At 40.4% G+C, this 15,114-nt stretch carries 10 protein-coding genes; 7 read left to right on the top strand and 3 right to left on the bottom strand.

Annotation, left to right across the window (positions count from 1 at the left end; genetic code table 11):
• Positions 1–38 precede the first annotated feature (38 nt).
• Genes LBYS_RS13145 through LBYS_RS13130 form a run of 4 tightly spaced genes read left to right on the top strand, consistent with a single transcriptional unit; the run spans position 39 to position 4,151 of the window.
• Positions 39–935, top strand: a complete 897-nt coding sequence (locus LBYS_RS13145) for a glycosyltransferase family 2 protein (protein ID WP_013409334.1) — start codon at positions 39–41, stop codon at positions 933–935.
• Positions 898–1,767 carry an FkbM family methyltransferase gene (locus LBYS_RS18405; protein WP_013409333.1) on the top strand — a complete coding sequence of 290 codons (870 nt, stop codon included), beginning with the start codon at positions 898–900 and terminating at the stop codon, positions 1,765–1,767. The genes LBYS_RS13145 and LBYS_RS18405 overlap by 38 nt, the downstream gene beginning before the upstream one ends.
• 3 nt (positions 1,768–1,770) lie before the next feature.
• On the top strand, positions 1,771–3,261 hold the full coding sequence (locus LBYS_RS13135; protein ID WP_013409332.1) for an oligosaccharide flippase family protein: 1,491 nt from the start codon (positions 1,771–1,773) through the stop codon (positions 3,259–3,261).
• Positions 3,258–4,151, top strand: a complete 894-nt coding sequence (locus LBYS_RS13130; RefSeq protein ID WP_013409331.1) for a glycosyltransferase — start codon at positions 3,258–3,260, stop codon at positions 4,149–4,151. Before LBYS_RS13135 ends, LBYS_RS13130 begins: the two co-directional genes overlap by 4 nt.
• Here LBYS_RS13130 and LBYS_RS13125 read toward each other — a convergent pair.
• Positions 4,136–7,084, bottom strand: coding sequence for an FAD-binding and (Fe-S)-binding domain-containing protein (locus tag LBYS_RS13125; protein WP_013409330.1), 2,949 nt, complete (start codon positions 7,082–7,084; stop codon positions 4,136–4,138). The genes LBYS_RS13130 and LBYS_RS13125 overlap by 16 nt on opposite strands.
• A gap of 149 nt (positions 7,085–7,233) precedes the next feature.
• Between LBYS_RS13125 and LBYS_RS13120 the strand changes: the two genes are divergently transcribed.
• A complete protein-coding gene (locus LBYS_RS13120) occupies positions 7,234–8,355 on the top strand; it encodes a glycosyltransferase (protein WP_013409329.1) in 1,122 nt (373 codons plus the stop codon).
• Here the strand turns inward: LBYS_RS13120 and LBYS_RS13115 are convergent.
• A complete protein-coding gene (locus LBYS_RS13115) occupies positions 8,352–9,722 on the bottom strand; it encodes a DHA2 family efflux MFS transporter permease subunit (RefSeq protein WP_041824712.1) in 1,371 nt (456 codons plus the stop codon). The two genes, LBYS_RS13120 and LBYS_RS13115, sit on opposite strands and share 4 nt — an antisense overlap.
• A gap of 375 nt (positions 9,723–10,097) precedes the next feature.
• Here LBYS_RS13115 and LBYS_RS13110 point away from each other — a divergent pair, with 375 nt between their 5' ends.
• Together LBYS_RS13110 and LBYS_RS13105 are read left to right on the top strand one after the other, a co-directional pair.
• Positions 10,098–13,067, top strand: a complete 2,970-nt coding sequence (locus LBYS_RS13110) for a SusC/RagA family TonB-linked outer membrane protein (protein WP_013409327.1) — start codon at positions 10,098–10,100, stop codon at positions 13,065–13,067.
• A gap of 4 nt (positions 13,068–13,071) precedes the next feature.
• On the top strand, positions 13,072–14,436 hold the full coding sequence (locus LBYS_RS13105) for a RagB/SusD family nutrient uptake outer membrane protein (RefSeq protein WP_013409326.1): 1,365 nt from the start codon (positions 13,072–13,074) through the stop codon (positions 14,434–14,436).
• A gap of 30 nt (positions 14,437–14,466) precedes the next feature.
• On the opposite strand, the gene LBYS_RS13100 is transcribed toward LBYS_RS13105, so the two are convergent.
• The gene (locus LBYS_RS13100) at positions 14,467–15,066 is read right to left on the bottom strand and encodes a hypothetical protein (RefSeq protein WP_013409325.1); all 600 of its coding nucleotides are present in this window, start codon (positions 15,064–15,066) and stop codon (positions 14,467–14,469) included.
• Positions 15,067–15,114 lie beyond the last annotated feature (48 nt).

Raw genomic sequence — 15,114 nt, 5'->3', positions numbered from 1 at the left:
AGGTGTAAGTTCTTCAAATTGCCTATACATTTGTAGGTATGAAGATTTTAGCGGTTATCGTATCCTACAATTTTGAACCGTGGTTAGATAGGTGTTTAAAAAGTTTAAAACACCCCTCTACGGATGTGCTGGTGGTGGATAATGCCTCCACGGATCAGACTTGTACAAGAATTATGAGGGATTTTCCAGAAGTTGTTCTACTTCAAAACAAGAAGAACTTAGGGTTTGGAGCTGCTAATAATCTAGGCTTTGAGTATGCCCTTCAGAACGATTATGATACGGTTTTCCTTGTGAACCAAGACACTTATTTGGAATTTGACACCATAGAAAAATTAAAGCAAATTGGAGAAAAATATCCTGCTTTAGGTATTTTATCCCCTCTCCATTACAATGGCTCTGGAAGCGAATTAGATTTTGGATTTAAAAGCTATACAAAGTTAGATGATACTATACCGGCAGCTGATATAGTGCCTGTTAACTTTATAAATGCAGCTTTTTGGTGGATACCTACTGCTGTGATCCAAAAGGTAGGAGGCTTCAGTCCCCTTTTTCCTCATTACGGGGAAGATGTGGACTATGTAAACAGGCTACATTATTTCGGTTATAAAATCGCCTATATCCCTCAGGCTAAAGCATTTCACTGCAGAGAGAACAGACCAAGTTCTCCGGAAAAGCTGTTGCACTCAGAATTTCTCTACTATATTACGGAAGCTGTAAATTTAAAAAGATCAGTATTAAGTGCCTATGCATATAGTGTATTAGCGGCTGGGAAAAAGGCTATATTAGCCCCTGTTAAAGGGCAAAGTCCTATACCTTATCTAAAAATGATGATAAAATTACTTACTTTACCTATTCAACGATTTAGAAATCAATCAATTCAACCTGGAGCATACCTCAATGATATTCAAAGAACTAAAGAGAAAATTCCTAGCTAGAAAAAGAGTATATCAATTTAACAAGCATTTAGAGAAGACGAAAAGCTCTATATTAAGGTACTATTCCGAAAACCCTAGTACGGATCCGGAGGTTAATCATGCTTTGGCATATCTTAAGGATCATAAATTAGGGGTTTTTGTGGCTCCTTTTCAAGAGAAATACTCGCCATCTAGCATTCATGTAGCTTTTGAAAATGGGCTACCTTACGTTCCCACCCGCTGGGGTAAGCTATTCTTTAAAAGATCTCAAAATCCTGCTACCATTAAACTTCTTCTTAACGGACTTTACATGGAGCAAGACCCGGAAAGTCCACACTGTTATACGGATGAAAAATTCCATATTGAAGAGGGTGAGATTCTAGCCGATGTTGGTTGCGCGGAAGGCTTATTCACCTTAATGAACATACAAAAGTTAGAAAAAGCCTATCTTTTTGAACAAGATGAGGAGTGGATAGAGGCTTTACAAGCTACCTTTGCACCCTGGAAGGAGAAGGTGGTCATCATTCGCAAATATGTATCAGATAAAAACTCTGAAACTGAGGTTCGATTAGATCACTACTTCGAGCATGAACATCCTTCTTTCTATAAGATAGATGTGGAAGGGGCGGAGCAACGAGTTTTAGACGGAATGGGTAAACACCGTCCGAAGAAAATTGCTTTATGCACCTATCATAAGCAAGAGGATTTCGAAAAATATGCTCAGTATTTTAATGAAAAAGGATACCATTATTACCCGAATCCGGGATTAATGGTCTTTATAAACAGTTTTCAAACCATTGACCCGCCCTTTTTTAGGAAAGGTCTGATAAAAGCAGTGTTTAACTCTGCGTAGATAATGGGAGTTATCATTCGAGAGAGCCTAAAAAACTCTATAGTTAATTATACCGGTGTACTCATAGGCACACTGAATGTGCTATTTGTATATAATAAGCTCTTAAGTACAGAAGAAAACGGCCTATATGCCATTTTGCTAAGCTTTCCTGTGGTATCTGCAGGATTCATAAACTTAGGTGTTCCGCATGTTATTGTAAGGTTTTTCAACAGATTTGCAGATGTAGAGAAGAAATACCACGGTATTTTCACTTTCTTGCTAACTGTTCCCCTGATAGGCTTCATCGTCTTCCTGGTTCTGTTTTTCTTATTCCAGGATTTTTTCAAAGGACTTTATTCGGAGTCTCCTCAACTTGTACAATATTTTTGGGCATTGCCCCTTTTGACTTTCTCTATGCTCTACCAGACCTTACTGGAAGCATATTGTAGGGTTCATTTCAAGGTGGTAGTTCCCGCTATTATTCGAGAAATAGGGATGAAACTGGCCAACACCTTTTTGGTAGTAGCCTATTTCCTACATTTGATTTCCTTCCAGGGCGTGGTGATAGGTTTGGCTTTGATCTATCTCCTAGTGGTAGTCCTACTACTTTTCTATGTAAAAAGACTAGGTAAGTTCTTTTTGGTAAAAAATTGGGATTTCGTACGGTCTCCCTTGTTTCCCGAAATGATCAAATACGGTCTATGGACTATGATCGGAAGTGCTGCTGCTACGGCCTTACCACATCTAGAAAAGTTGATTCTACCCATGTTTGACAATGGACTTACGCATACGGCCATTTTCAACATTGCGCTTAGTATTGCTTTGGTAATATCTATTCCAAGGAACACCATAGCCTCTGTAAGTGACCCTGTATTAGCCAGAGCATGGGCGGAGGGAAATGTACAGGAGGTACAGACCATTTATCATAAATCTGCATTAAATCTCTGCATCATAGGGTTATTCTTGTTTCTAGGTGTTTGGACGAATATTGATTCCATTTTTGAAATCATTCCGAATCCCGACAAGTACAAGGCGGGGAAGTGGGTAGTATTATTGATTGGCTTAGCCAATGTCTTCGATATGTCTACAGGACTAAATTCTGAGATACTGAAGAATTCAAAATACTATAAAGTAGACTTCTTCTTGTTTTTGTTCCGATTTGTTCTTCTATCCGCCATGAACTTTGTTCTCATTCCTACGGCGGGGTACAACGGTGCAGCATGGGCCATATTACTGTCCACTGTTTTATATAATCTTTCGAAATTTGCATTTATCTGGTATAAATTTGGGATGCAACCCTTCAATCTGAATACTGTTAAAGTTCTTCTTCTAGCTGCTGCTGCATTTGGTAGTACTTTATTATTGGATTGGCATGAAGGAGGAGGATTCATTCCCAATGTGCTGGAGATTGCAGCCAAAGGTTTGGCCATTGTAGCCATATTTGGTGGTGGGGTTTACTTTTGGAGAATATCCCCAGACTTAAACAATGTACTTGATTCCTTGAAAAGAAAATGAATTACGCACCCATAGTAGCTTTTGCTTATAACAGACCAGACCACCTCAAAAGGACATTAGAAGCTGTATTAAAAAATCCTGAGGCTGCCTACTCTGACCTTTATGTCTTTTCAGATGGTCCAAGAAAGGAATCAGATATTGAAAAAGTAGAAGCTGTCCGACAGTTCATCGGAGAGTTAAAAGGGTTTAAGTCGGTAGAGTTAATTTCCGCCCCAAAGAATAAAGGATTAGCTAGATCTGTTATTGACGGAGTCACTCAGGTCATAACACTTAGAGGAAAAGCCATTATCATGGAAGATGATTTGCTCTGTACATCGGATTTCCTTTCGTACATGAATCAAGCATTGGAAAAATATGAAAACCAGGCTCATATTTTCTCTGTTTCAGGATACAGCTTTGGTACAGGAAGTGTAAAGAACTATTCTGGTGACACGGCATTGGTCTTTAGGGCATCCTCTTTAGGATGGGGAACATGGAAGGACAGATGGGAGAAAGTAGACTGGGAGGTAAAGGATTTTGAAGAATTTCTTCAAAGTCCAAAGAGAAAAGATGATATCAAGAATGCCGGAGAAGACATTTTACCTATGATTGTGAAGCAGCAACGAGGTGTTATCAATTCATGGGCTGTTCGCTGGGCCTACCATCATGTAAAACATCAAGGTTACTGCCTGATTCCCAGATATTCCAAGATAAAAACTACGGGAGATGATGGTTCAGGTTCGAATCCCGCTGCATCAACTTTAAAAGACGAGTTACATTTTGGCGAAAGAATCATCCATTTAGAAGACTCTCCTAAGCCAAGTGAGGCAATCACGAGATATATCAGAAAGAACAATAGGCCTAGCCTTTATCGTAAGCTGATCAACTGGTACCGTTACAAGGTTTGGTGATCTATAGCTCCCCAAAGAATCTCTATAGGGTGTAAGGCAGTACGTTTTGTTCCATCATGGATTTGGTGTCTACAAGAAGTACCGGCAGCAGCAATAAGTACGTCGTTTGCCTGTGCTCTGACTGTAGGGAAAAGCACTAATTCTCCAATCTTCATGGATAGTTCATAATGTTCCTTTTCATATCCAAAGGATCCGGCCATTCCGCAACACCCACTAGGGATTAATTGCACCTCATAATTTTGAGGAAGACTAAGCATTTTCTTACTTGGAATTAGGGAGCTAACCGCTTTTTGTTGGCAATGCCCATGCAGTTTGATCAGCCTCTTTTCTTGAGTGAAGATACTTCTATCCACTTCTTTGGCATCTACTAACCTTCCTATAAATTCCTCAAAGGTCAGGACATTCTTCGCCAATTCTTGAGCTTTTTCTACCAAATGTTCAGAAACAAGATCTGGATATTCATCTCTAAAAGTAAGGATAGCACTAGGCTCTATACCTACTAAAGGCACTTCCTCTGTGATGATTTCGCTGTACAGACTAACGTTCACATTTGCTAAACGTTTGGCGGCATTTAATAATCCTTTAGACAGGTAAGATCTACCGGATTCTGCATGGTCTTCCAGTTTTACTGTGTACCCTAATCTGATTAGAACATCAACCGCCTTTTTCCCAATTTCTACATCGTTATAGTTTGTAAACTCATCCACGAAGAGTTGTACCTTCTTATTTCCCTGCCCGGCACTGTCTCCGTGTTCCTTTCTAAACCAATCCTTAAAAGTATGCTCGGCCAACAAAGGCATGGTTCTATCCGGATGGAAGCCTACTGTCCAGTTAGCTATCCTCCTTAGGGATTCATTCTTGAATACACCATTGTAGAGCTTAGGAAACTTAGACGCAATCTTATTTAGTTTTGGATAATTCCCCACTAACCATGAGCGAAGAGGAACTCCGTTATCTTTATAGTACTGGTGTAAGAACTCCATCTTCAACTTCGCCATGTCTACGTTTGATGGACACTCTGATTTACAGGCTTTACAAGCCAGACAAAGGTCAAGAACCTCTTTTATTTCATCTGAATCGAATCGATTAGGCTTATTGGAACGAGTAAGTGTTTCTCTCAAGATATTTGCCCTTGCCCTAGTAGTGTCTTTCTCATTCTTTGTAGCCATATAGGAAGGGCACATGGTGCCTCCACTGAGATGGCTTTTTCTACAGTCGCCGGAGCCGTTACATTGCTCGGCATGTTGTAATATATCTTGATCTTTAAATCGGAAGGCGGTTTTAAACTCTGGCGTTATTTGTCCGGGATAATACCTCAAAAACTCATCCATGGGAGGAGTATCTACAATTTTTCCGGCATTGAAGATATTTTCAGGATCCCAAACTGCTTTGAGTTCCTTGATGAGTGCATAGTTCTCCTCTCCTATTTGTTCTTTGATGAATTCTCCTCTTAGTCGGCCATCCCCATGTTCACCTGAAAGTGAACCTTTGTATTTCTTTACCAAAGCTGATATTTCTTCAGCGATTAAACGGAATTGAGCTTTTCCTTCGTGTGTCTTGAGATTGATGATAGGTCTCAAGTGCAATTCACCGGTTGCAGCATGCGCATAATGCACACAAAACATTCCATTTTTCTCCAGAATCTGGTTAAATTCTATGATAAATTCTGGCAAATCTTCTACATCTACGGCGGTATCTTCAATCACTGCTACGGCCTTTTCATCTCCAGGAAGGTTAGATAAAAGACCGAGGCCTGCTTTTCTTAAGGACCATATTCTTTTCACATCAGGACCAAGTACTAGGGGAAAATCATAGCCAAAACCATTGGCTCTCATTTCTGCTTCTAGTTGTTTAGCATCCTCTTGGATTTCTTCCTCTGTATCTCTAGAAAGTTCCACGCAAAGTATGGCACCGGGATCACCGTTAACGAAGAATCTGTTAGCAGACTGTTCCTTATTGGCTTTGGTACATTCTAAGATGTAGTGATCAATAAGTTCAACGGCACTAGGTTTATATTTAAGAGCAATCAGGTTAGCGCGGAGGGATTCATCTACTGTGGAACAGTGAACCGCCACTACACCCTGAAACTTAGGGGGCAGAGGGTTAACATGAATTTTCAATTCCGTTATGAACATCAAGGTGCCTTCTGATCCGGCAATAAGTTTGCAAAAGTTAAAGGGCTCCTTAGAATCTTCTGTGAAAACTTCGGTTTCTAATAATTCATCTATGGCGTAACCTGTATTTCTCCTTGTGATACTGCGCTTAGGAAACTCTGCACGTATCCTATCCTGATGGTCTAAATTATTTAGAGTTTTGAAGATGTGCACATAGATCTTTTCTTCCAGCGTCCAGTGTTTTTTTTGGTGGATCTCACGAATCTTCTCAATGAACTCTGCTTTGCTATGATCCTTAAAAGTAACAAAGCTTCCATCACTAAGAAAACCCTTTACCTCCATCAGGTGATCTCTGGCTGAGCCGTACACCACTGAATTTGAACCGCAGGAATTATTCCCTACCATCCCACCTATCATAGCACGGTTAGCCGTAGAGGTTTCCGGTCCATAGTACAGGCCGTGTGGTTTTAAGAACATGTTTAATTCATCTCTCACCACTGCCGGCTGCAAACGAACCCAGCTCTCTTCTTTATTGACTTCCAGGATTTGGGTAAAAGTGCGAGAAACATCTACGATGATACCTTTACCTACGACCTGACCGGCTAAAGAAGTACCGGCAGTACGTGGAATTAAGGTGGCTCTATAATCATGAGCGAATTGAATCAAGGATTTGATATCTTCTTCGTCCTTTGGGAACACTACACCTAAAGGAATCTCTCTATACGCAGATGCGTCTGTAGCATATAAAACTTTGGTTACCTTATCAGTAAGTACCTCACCCTTGAAGTTTTTCTTCAAATCCGCCCAGTGCAAAGCCATTGATCGTCACGGTTTTTAAGGGGTTAAAATTACGAACAATTAAACTTAATTAGGGGTAGAAGAAGGATAATGTAAAAAAAATCTAGTTTTTTATTCAAGAACGAATATTCTATCTCCTACGTTTTAACTTTGTACATTAATTTCTACTGATGACCATATACCACATCCTAACCTACTCGTATGAGAACGGGGGTACTTCAAAGTTTGTAGCAGATTTGGCCTCATTTCAAAGAGAAAAAGGAGATATAGTCAAGATCTTATCTACTAACCTTGCGGGCCATACTACATACCCCGTACCGGAGGGAGTGGAATTGATATCATTTGAACCTGAGACCTTAACCAAGGTCATTCCTTTATATAGTTCAGCCTTGTCTGATTATGTAGTAGCACACGAAAAGGAGGTAGATGTCATTCACTTGCACTGCTTATGGAACTTTGGGGAGTTATTAGTGGACAAATTAAACCTGCATCACAAGACAGTTGTCACTATTCATGGCAGCTTGCATCCTTATACTTTTAAAGGATTAGTGTATTATAAGAGGTTAGTATATTCGAAGTGGTTTCAGAAGAACTTCCTGAGAAAAGTAAAACTTATACACGTCAACCATAATGGAGAGGTCAAGGATGTCACTGATTATCTAGGATACAAACCGGATAATATGGAAGTGATCCCGAACGGCACAGATCTTCAAGAAGTGAAGGTAACCCCACCTGCAGACCGAAGGAGGAATGAATTGCTGTACATCGGGAGACTTCATCATAAGAAAGGTTTTGAAATCTTAATGCCTGCATTTAAGTTGGTATTAGCTAAACGTCCAGATGCAAAACTGCTCATAGCTGGGCCTGATGACGGAATGCTGGAGTATATTGAGAACTTTTGCAAGGAGAATGGCATGCAGGAACAGGTTCAAATCTTAGGCACCGTTACGGGTGAGCCCAAAAAAGAACTGTTTTCTAAGTCGGGCATCTTTGTACTACCTACCTACTCTGAAGGATTTTCATTAGCTGTTTTAGAAGCCTTGATGTACGGACTCCCGGCGGTAGTTTCAGACCAAACGGGTCTATCTCCCTTATTAGAAGATTATAATGCCGCGGTAGTAGCAGATTTAACACCGGAAGCATATGCTAAAGGCTTGTTAGACGTCTTAAACAAGGATGAGCTGTACAATGCTCTTCCTGAAAATGGCCTCCGCTTATTGAGAGAGAAGTTAGAGAAGAATCAGGTTTGTACGGTATTTAATCGTCAGGTTTACGATAAATTCCGTAGTTAATTTCTCAAGTTTGCTCCATCTGTGGGATGTAATCGTCTAAACAAGGCGCCGGAAATGATGGTGGTAATACCCATCACTAAGAAGGTATATCTGAAAGCTTGATGGAGATCACTTTGAGTAGCTTCAAAGCTTCTTAGAACAAGGAGGCCGAAAGAGATCCCAAATCCTATTGCCAATTGTTGGTTAACAGACAAAAGGGAATTCCCACTACTATTTTGATAATCCCGTAGATCAGCTAATGAAATGGTATTCATGGAAGTGAACTGTATGGAGTTGAAGAATCCCAGGACTGCCACCAGGGGTATATACCAGTAAATGGAGCTATTATTATTCGGGATTGCAAACAAACAGATAACGATTCCGATAATCACGGTATTAACCATCAGCGTAGTCCGATATCCAAATTTGTTCAGGATTCTAATCACAAAAGACTTTCCGAAGATGGCGGTAAGTGCCATGGGTGCTACTAGCCAACCGGAGATCACTGCACTTTGTCCATAGTCCAATTGTATCATCAAGGGAACTAGCAGGGATATGGAGCTAATGCCTAGGCGGGTAGCAAGATTACCCAAGATCCCTAGTCTAAAGGTTCGGACTTGAAAAAGAGAATAGGGAAAAATGGGGTTGTCATCCACATGCGAATGCCTGAAATATCTGAAAACTAAAATAAAGCCCACAACAAACATCAAGAGCACTGGTGTTACATGGTGCGCTCCGGAAAAAAGCTCTACTGAGATAGATAAAAGAAGAGAGGCTGCGGCAAAGATGAGAAAACCTTTGAGATCAAAATCTATGACTGTGGATTTGGAATCCGGCAGATATCGCAAGCTTAATAGCAAACCTACAAGGCTGATGGGCAGATTAATCAGAAAGATCCAATGCCATGAGAGGTAATCTACCATATAACCACCGACTAAAGGTCCTAATATAGGCCCTATAAGCGCTGGGATAATTGCAAAATTCATGGCCTTCACTAATTCTTTTTTCGGGAAGGTCCTAATGAGCGCAAGTTTCGCTACGGGTGTCATGAGACTACCTCCTATGCCTTGTATGACGCGGGCAATCACCAGATGGTTTAAATTTTGAGAGAATCCGCAGAGAAAAGACCCTAAAGCGAAGAGGACAAGGGATAAGATAAAAACCTTTTTTGTCCCGTACTTGTCCGCTAAAAAACCAGTAACGGGCATGAAAACAGCTAAGGTGAGTACATAGGCCAAGATGGCATTTTGCATATGCGTGGAAGGCTCCCCGAAATCTTTGGCAATAGCAGGCAATGATGTATTCAGGATAGTTGAATCTAGCATCTGCATGAATATCGCTATCGACAGAATGATGGGCAGATACTTTTTTATGCTGGCTTCATCCATAGGTATATGGGTATATCCTTGCAATATAGTTCAAGCTTTATGCTCCTGCAAAGTATTATGAAATAAACTGACGTTGTCCCGATGCTCCACTAAACTAACATTTTTTACACTAAAAGAAGAGAATTTCTACTTTTTAAACTCGGGCTTGAGTACTTTTTTGTTAGGACAAAAATTGTTTTAATAACTATACATAAAAGACACTTTTAATCAAAGACTTATAAAGAAAATATAGAATTTTATTTTATCGAAATTCAATATTACAAAATCAAAAAGCAGTATTTTTTAAATTTTTTAAAATATCCTCTTAACATATTTTAATTTCACCAAACACTTCCTCTCTCTTATATTGCATTATTTACACTAAATAATGTACGTATGATGAAACACTACCTTAGGCTCGTGGTACTCCTACTTTTAGTGGGGTCCGGCCAGGCATTTGCCCAGTACACTGTAACGGGAACAGTGAAGGATGGCAAAACCGGAGAACCCATCATAGGGGCGAACGTTTACCTTAAAGAAAACCCAACCAAAGGGACATTAACAGACGCTGATGGAAAATTCTCTTTAGGAGTTCCCACTAACCAGGAGGCTACTTTAGAGATTAAATTTCTAGGCTACTTCTTACAAGCGATTCCCGTATCGCCATCCCAAACTTCCGTTTCTGTAAGTTTGAAAGAAGATATTACTAATCTTGAGGAGATAGTAGTGAGTGGTCTAGCCTCTTCTGTGAAAAGGAGTAACTTGGCCAATGCAGTAACTTCGGTATCAGCAAAAGAGTTAACGGGAACTACCACTATTCAAACTACTGACGGAGCCTTATATGGAAAAGTAGTAGGCGCTAATATTCGTTCATCTGGTGGTGCACCAGGCGGTGGTATTTCCATTCAGCTGAGAGGTATTTCCAGTCTGGTAGGAGCGTCTCAGCCCTTGATAATTCTTGATGGAGTTTACATTAACAACGCTTCACAGAGAACGGGTAGAGCTACACTTACAGGAGCAGGTGCTTCTAATCAGGATGACGGTGCTAACCGTTTAGCTGACATTAACCCTGCGGATATCGAGAACATTGAAATTCTTAAGGGTCCATCAGCAGCGGCCATTTATGGTACTCGTGCTAATGCTGGTGTAGTGATAATTACTACCAAGAAAGGTTCAAGTGGTAAGACTAAAATTTCATTCTCACAGGATATAGGTTTTGCGAACCCTTTACGTCTTCTAGGTGTAGATGACTGGAGCGAAGCTAAAATCAATGAATTCTTTCCTGAGGCTAGAAGAGCTATTGAACTTGAACGTTATAGAAAAGCTGTTCAAACCAATACTTTCATAGATTATGAAGATTATTTCTATAATAACAAGGCTCTTTTGAGTAATACTCGTCTTTCCCTAACAGGTGGAACGGATAAGACGAAGTTTTATATTTCAGGAAACATTGCGGATGAAAACGGAACGATTAGAAATACCGGTTTTGAACGTTATTCACTTAGAACTAACATTGATCATAAAATCAATAGTTGGCTGACTCTGGGCGTTTCTTCTAACTACATCAAAACCAATACAGATCGTGGTTTTACGGGGAATCAAAACAACTCCGGAGCCAGTATAGGTTACTCTATAGCATATGTACCTAATTACTTTGACCTTCGTGCTAACCCTGACGGTTCTTATCCAGATAACCCATACTTTGCTGAAAACCCTGTGGCATTAACAGACAAGGCAACAAACAACTCCACCGTAAACCGGTTTGTACAAGCATTCAATCTGGGTATAGACATCTTCAAAACAGAGAAATCCTTCTTAAAGGCTTCAATTGTAGGGGGATTAGATTATGTTCAGAACACTACGCTTATCCATATGCCTGAGGATCTGCAATATCAGAGAGCACAGGCTAACCCGGGTGATGTGCTTTGGGGTAAACAAGAAAGTACAAATACTAACTTCCAGGCTTCATTAGTGTACAACTGGAATGTGGGTAATGTAAACTTTAACTCAAGTGGCGGTATTGTGCGTCTAGATTTCAAGGATAATGTTTTGTTTAACCGTTCTCGCGGATTAACTCCTGGGCAAATCAACTTAAGTCAGGGTACCGTCCAATCTATTGACCAGCAATTCTTCCAAAATGTTCAAGAAGCAGGTTTGTTCCTCCAACAAGAAGCAAATTATCTAGACAAAGTTATAGGTACGGTAGGTATCCGTTGGGATAAATCATCATTGAACGCGGATCACACCCAGTTCTATGCCTTCCCGAGAGCATCCTTAGCCGTTAACTTAGCGAAATTTGGGGACTGGGGTGGAAGAACCATAAATCTACTGAAACCAAGAATTGCGTATGGTGAGACGGCTGGTCCGGTTAGTTTTGGAGCTACCTTCACTTCTTTGGGAGGAGCTAATATTGGCGGACTTCTAGGCTCTGTAGTAGGAAATACCATTGGTAATAATGCCATTCGTCCTGAATCAGCAAGTGAACTGGAAATGGGTATAGATGCGGGTCTATTTGATAGCAGAGTATTGCTAGAAGCTTCCTACTATATCAAAAACACGAAGAATAACCTTCAAAACTTAAGCCTTTCTCCTAGTACAGGGGTGACATCCATTTCAAGTAATGAGGCTGAACTTCAAAACAAAGGTATAGAGTTGAGTTTATCAGGTACGCCAGTGGAGTTGACTAACATAAAATGGAATACGCGCATCATGTACTGGCAGAACCGGGTGAAGATGACGAAGTTAGGTATTCCAACTTACATAGCGGGAGCATTCGGATCTTCATTGGGTACATTCCTTTACTCAGAAGGTTACTCGCCAACTACTATCGTTGGAACTCCGGCTGTACCAAACAGTCCTTCTACTGGGAACTTTACTGTTCTAGGTAACAGTTTACCGAAGTTCACTATGAGCTGGTCAAACAACTTGAACATCTACAAAAACTTAGATTTCTCATTCTTGTTTGAGTGGAAGAAGGGTGGTGATAACATCAACCTTTCTCATTACCTATTGAACGGTGGAGGTACAGCTGTTGGCTGGATGGATGATAAAAACGGAAACGGTGTCATAGATGCCCGTGAACCTACAACTGCCTCTGCTTGGGTACAAGATGCCTCTTATGTGAAACTGAGAGAAATAGGTCTTTATTATACATTACCTAAGTCTTTCACTTCCTCCATTTTAAATGGATCTATTGAGAAGATCAGAATAGGTAGCTCTGTGAACAATGCTTTGTTGTTTACCAAATATAACGGCTACGATCCTGAAACTTCCACCTTTGGAGCACAATCTGTAGCGAACAATGTAGACATTAACCCCTACCCTACGCAAAGGAGAGTATTTTTCCATTTAACACTTGATTTTTAAGGTTATGAAGAGCAGATATAATAAATTAGTCTTGGGTCTAATGCTGTTATCAGCATGTAATCCACTAAACGTGGACAAAGTAATTGACCCTAATAACCCCTCAGAAGCGGGGTACACAGAAAATGCTACTCGTCAGCAAGTGCAGTTCCTTATCACTGGTTTAGAAGAAAAGCATAGAAACTATGTGTTTACTTCGACTGCAGCTTTGGGTTCTTTTGGAAGGGAAGTATGGTATCTTAATGGATCTGACCCACGTTTCACAACAGACTGGTTAGGTCAAGCATTAAAAGAGCCAAACAGTAGCTTCTTTGGCTTTGGTAATACCGGTGGTACCGTTTATTACAACCCTTACCAAGCCATTAGACAAGCGGAATTAGTAATCAAATCCGTAAACTCAGCACCACAAGTAACAGATGCTGAAAAAAGTGCCGTAATTGGGTTTGCTAGAACCATTCAAGGTTACCAATTTATGTTACCGGCCAACTTAGTTTACGATAATGGCATACGTATCGATGTGTCTGACCCCATGAATCCCGGACCTTTTGTACCCTATCAGGAGGCCATGAATCATGTAAAATCCTTACTAGATGCAGGATATGCAGAATTGAATAAATCAACAGGTGCATTTACCTTTAAATTGACTGCAGGATTTAATGGTTACAATACCATCGACGGCCTTAAAAAGGTAAACCGCGCTATAGCTGCGAGAAACGCCATTTATAGAAAAGATTGGCAAGGTGCGCTCGATGCCGTCAATGCCTCCTTCATGGACTTAAATGGCAATTTAACTGCAGGACCTGCACACCCCTATGGTGCTGCTCCGAATGCTTTCAACCCCTTGTATTACGTTCCAAATGCGAATGTGAATACCATGGTGGTGGTTCATCCTAAATTGATCACAGATGCCTTACCTGGGGATAAACGTGTGCAAGAAAAGTTCTTACAAAGGACTGCTCCTGTAGTTAATTCTACCACTTATGCTGTTTTAGAAGGCATGTACCAAGATAAGAGGTGGCCAAATAACACCACGGCTATTCCATTTATTAAGAATGAAGAGCTGATATTGATTAAAGCTGAAGCACATGCTCAACTGAATCAGCCTGCAGAGAGTGTGGCCGCCATTAATATCATCCGTACCGCGGCGGGATTAGCCCCTTATGCAGGAGCCACCACCACTGCGGCATTAATAGATGAAATCTTGTTCCAAAGAAGATATTCACTTTGGGCTGAACCTTGGGGTCATAGATGGGTAGATGCCAGAAGATACGACAAACTATCAGAAATAGATGTTTCCCTTGATAAAGGGACGGTTTTCAAACAATTCCCTCATCCTCAGGCAGAATTAAGTTGGAACGAATACACCAAATAATCTCAGAAGCTCCTTCGGGAGCTTCTTTTTTTAGAAGGAAATATAAACCAGAAAGTAGTGAGGAATTCCAAAGTGCTTTCCCAGATCTTCTGGTAAAATATCAGTTTGTACTACTTCACAATAGGACGCAAAACCATTCCCTTGATCATGTGGGGTAATAATGGCCAAAAGTGGAATTTGATCTTTTGCATCATATAAAAGTTCTTGTTTCGCACCAAAAAAATCCTTCAGTGCATATCCGTACTTGTCTTTATTTAAAGCGAACTCCCGCTTTCCTGCTCCATAGGAGGAATGACGAATAAATGTCCTAAGTTTCTCATTCCTAATCTCAGTAAAGAACGAAAAGCTATACTTAGCTTCTTTGATTTGTAGGTACTTAGCATCCCCTTTCCCATTTAGAAGTGTATCCGTTCTTACTAATTTTCCATCTCTAAACTCTTTGATAAGTATGGTGGGGCTTTTACCTATCAATTGGTCACCTTCAAAGTGAAATTTCTGTAGGGACACATCCATAAAATCCAGGAGATAATTAGCATCCTTATCCTTCAGCCCATTCACCGTGGTAACCTTAATACTTTGGCTATAAACGGAATAGAAAACAAATTGTAAAGCAAAAAGCAGTTTTTTCATTTCATGTAAATTTGATTACAACAAAACTAGAGGCTCTAGGATGACCAC

Source organism: Leadbetterella byssophila DSM 17132 (assembly GCF_000166395.1).
GTDB classification, from domain to species: Bacteria; Bacteroidota; Bacteroidia; order Cytophagales; family Spirosomataceae; genus Leadbetterella; species Leadbetterella byssophila.
Note: the sequence above shows the minus strand (reverse complement) of the source record. Positions and strands in the feature narration are given on the sequence as shown.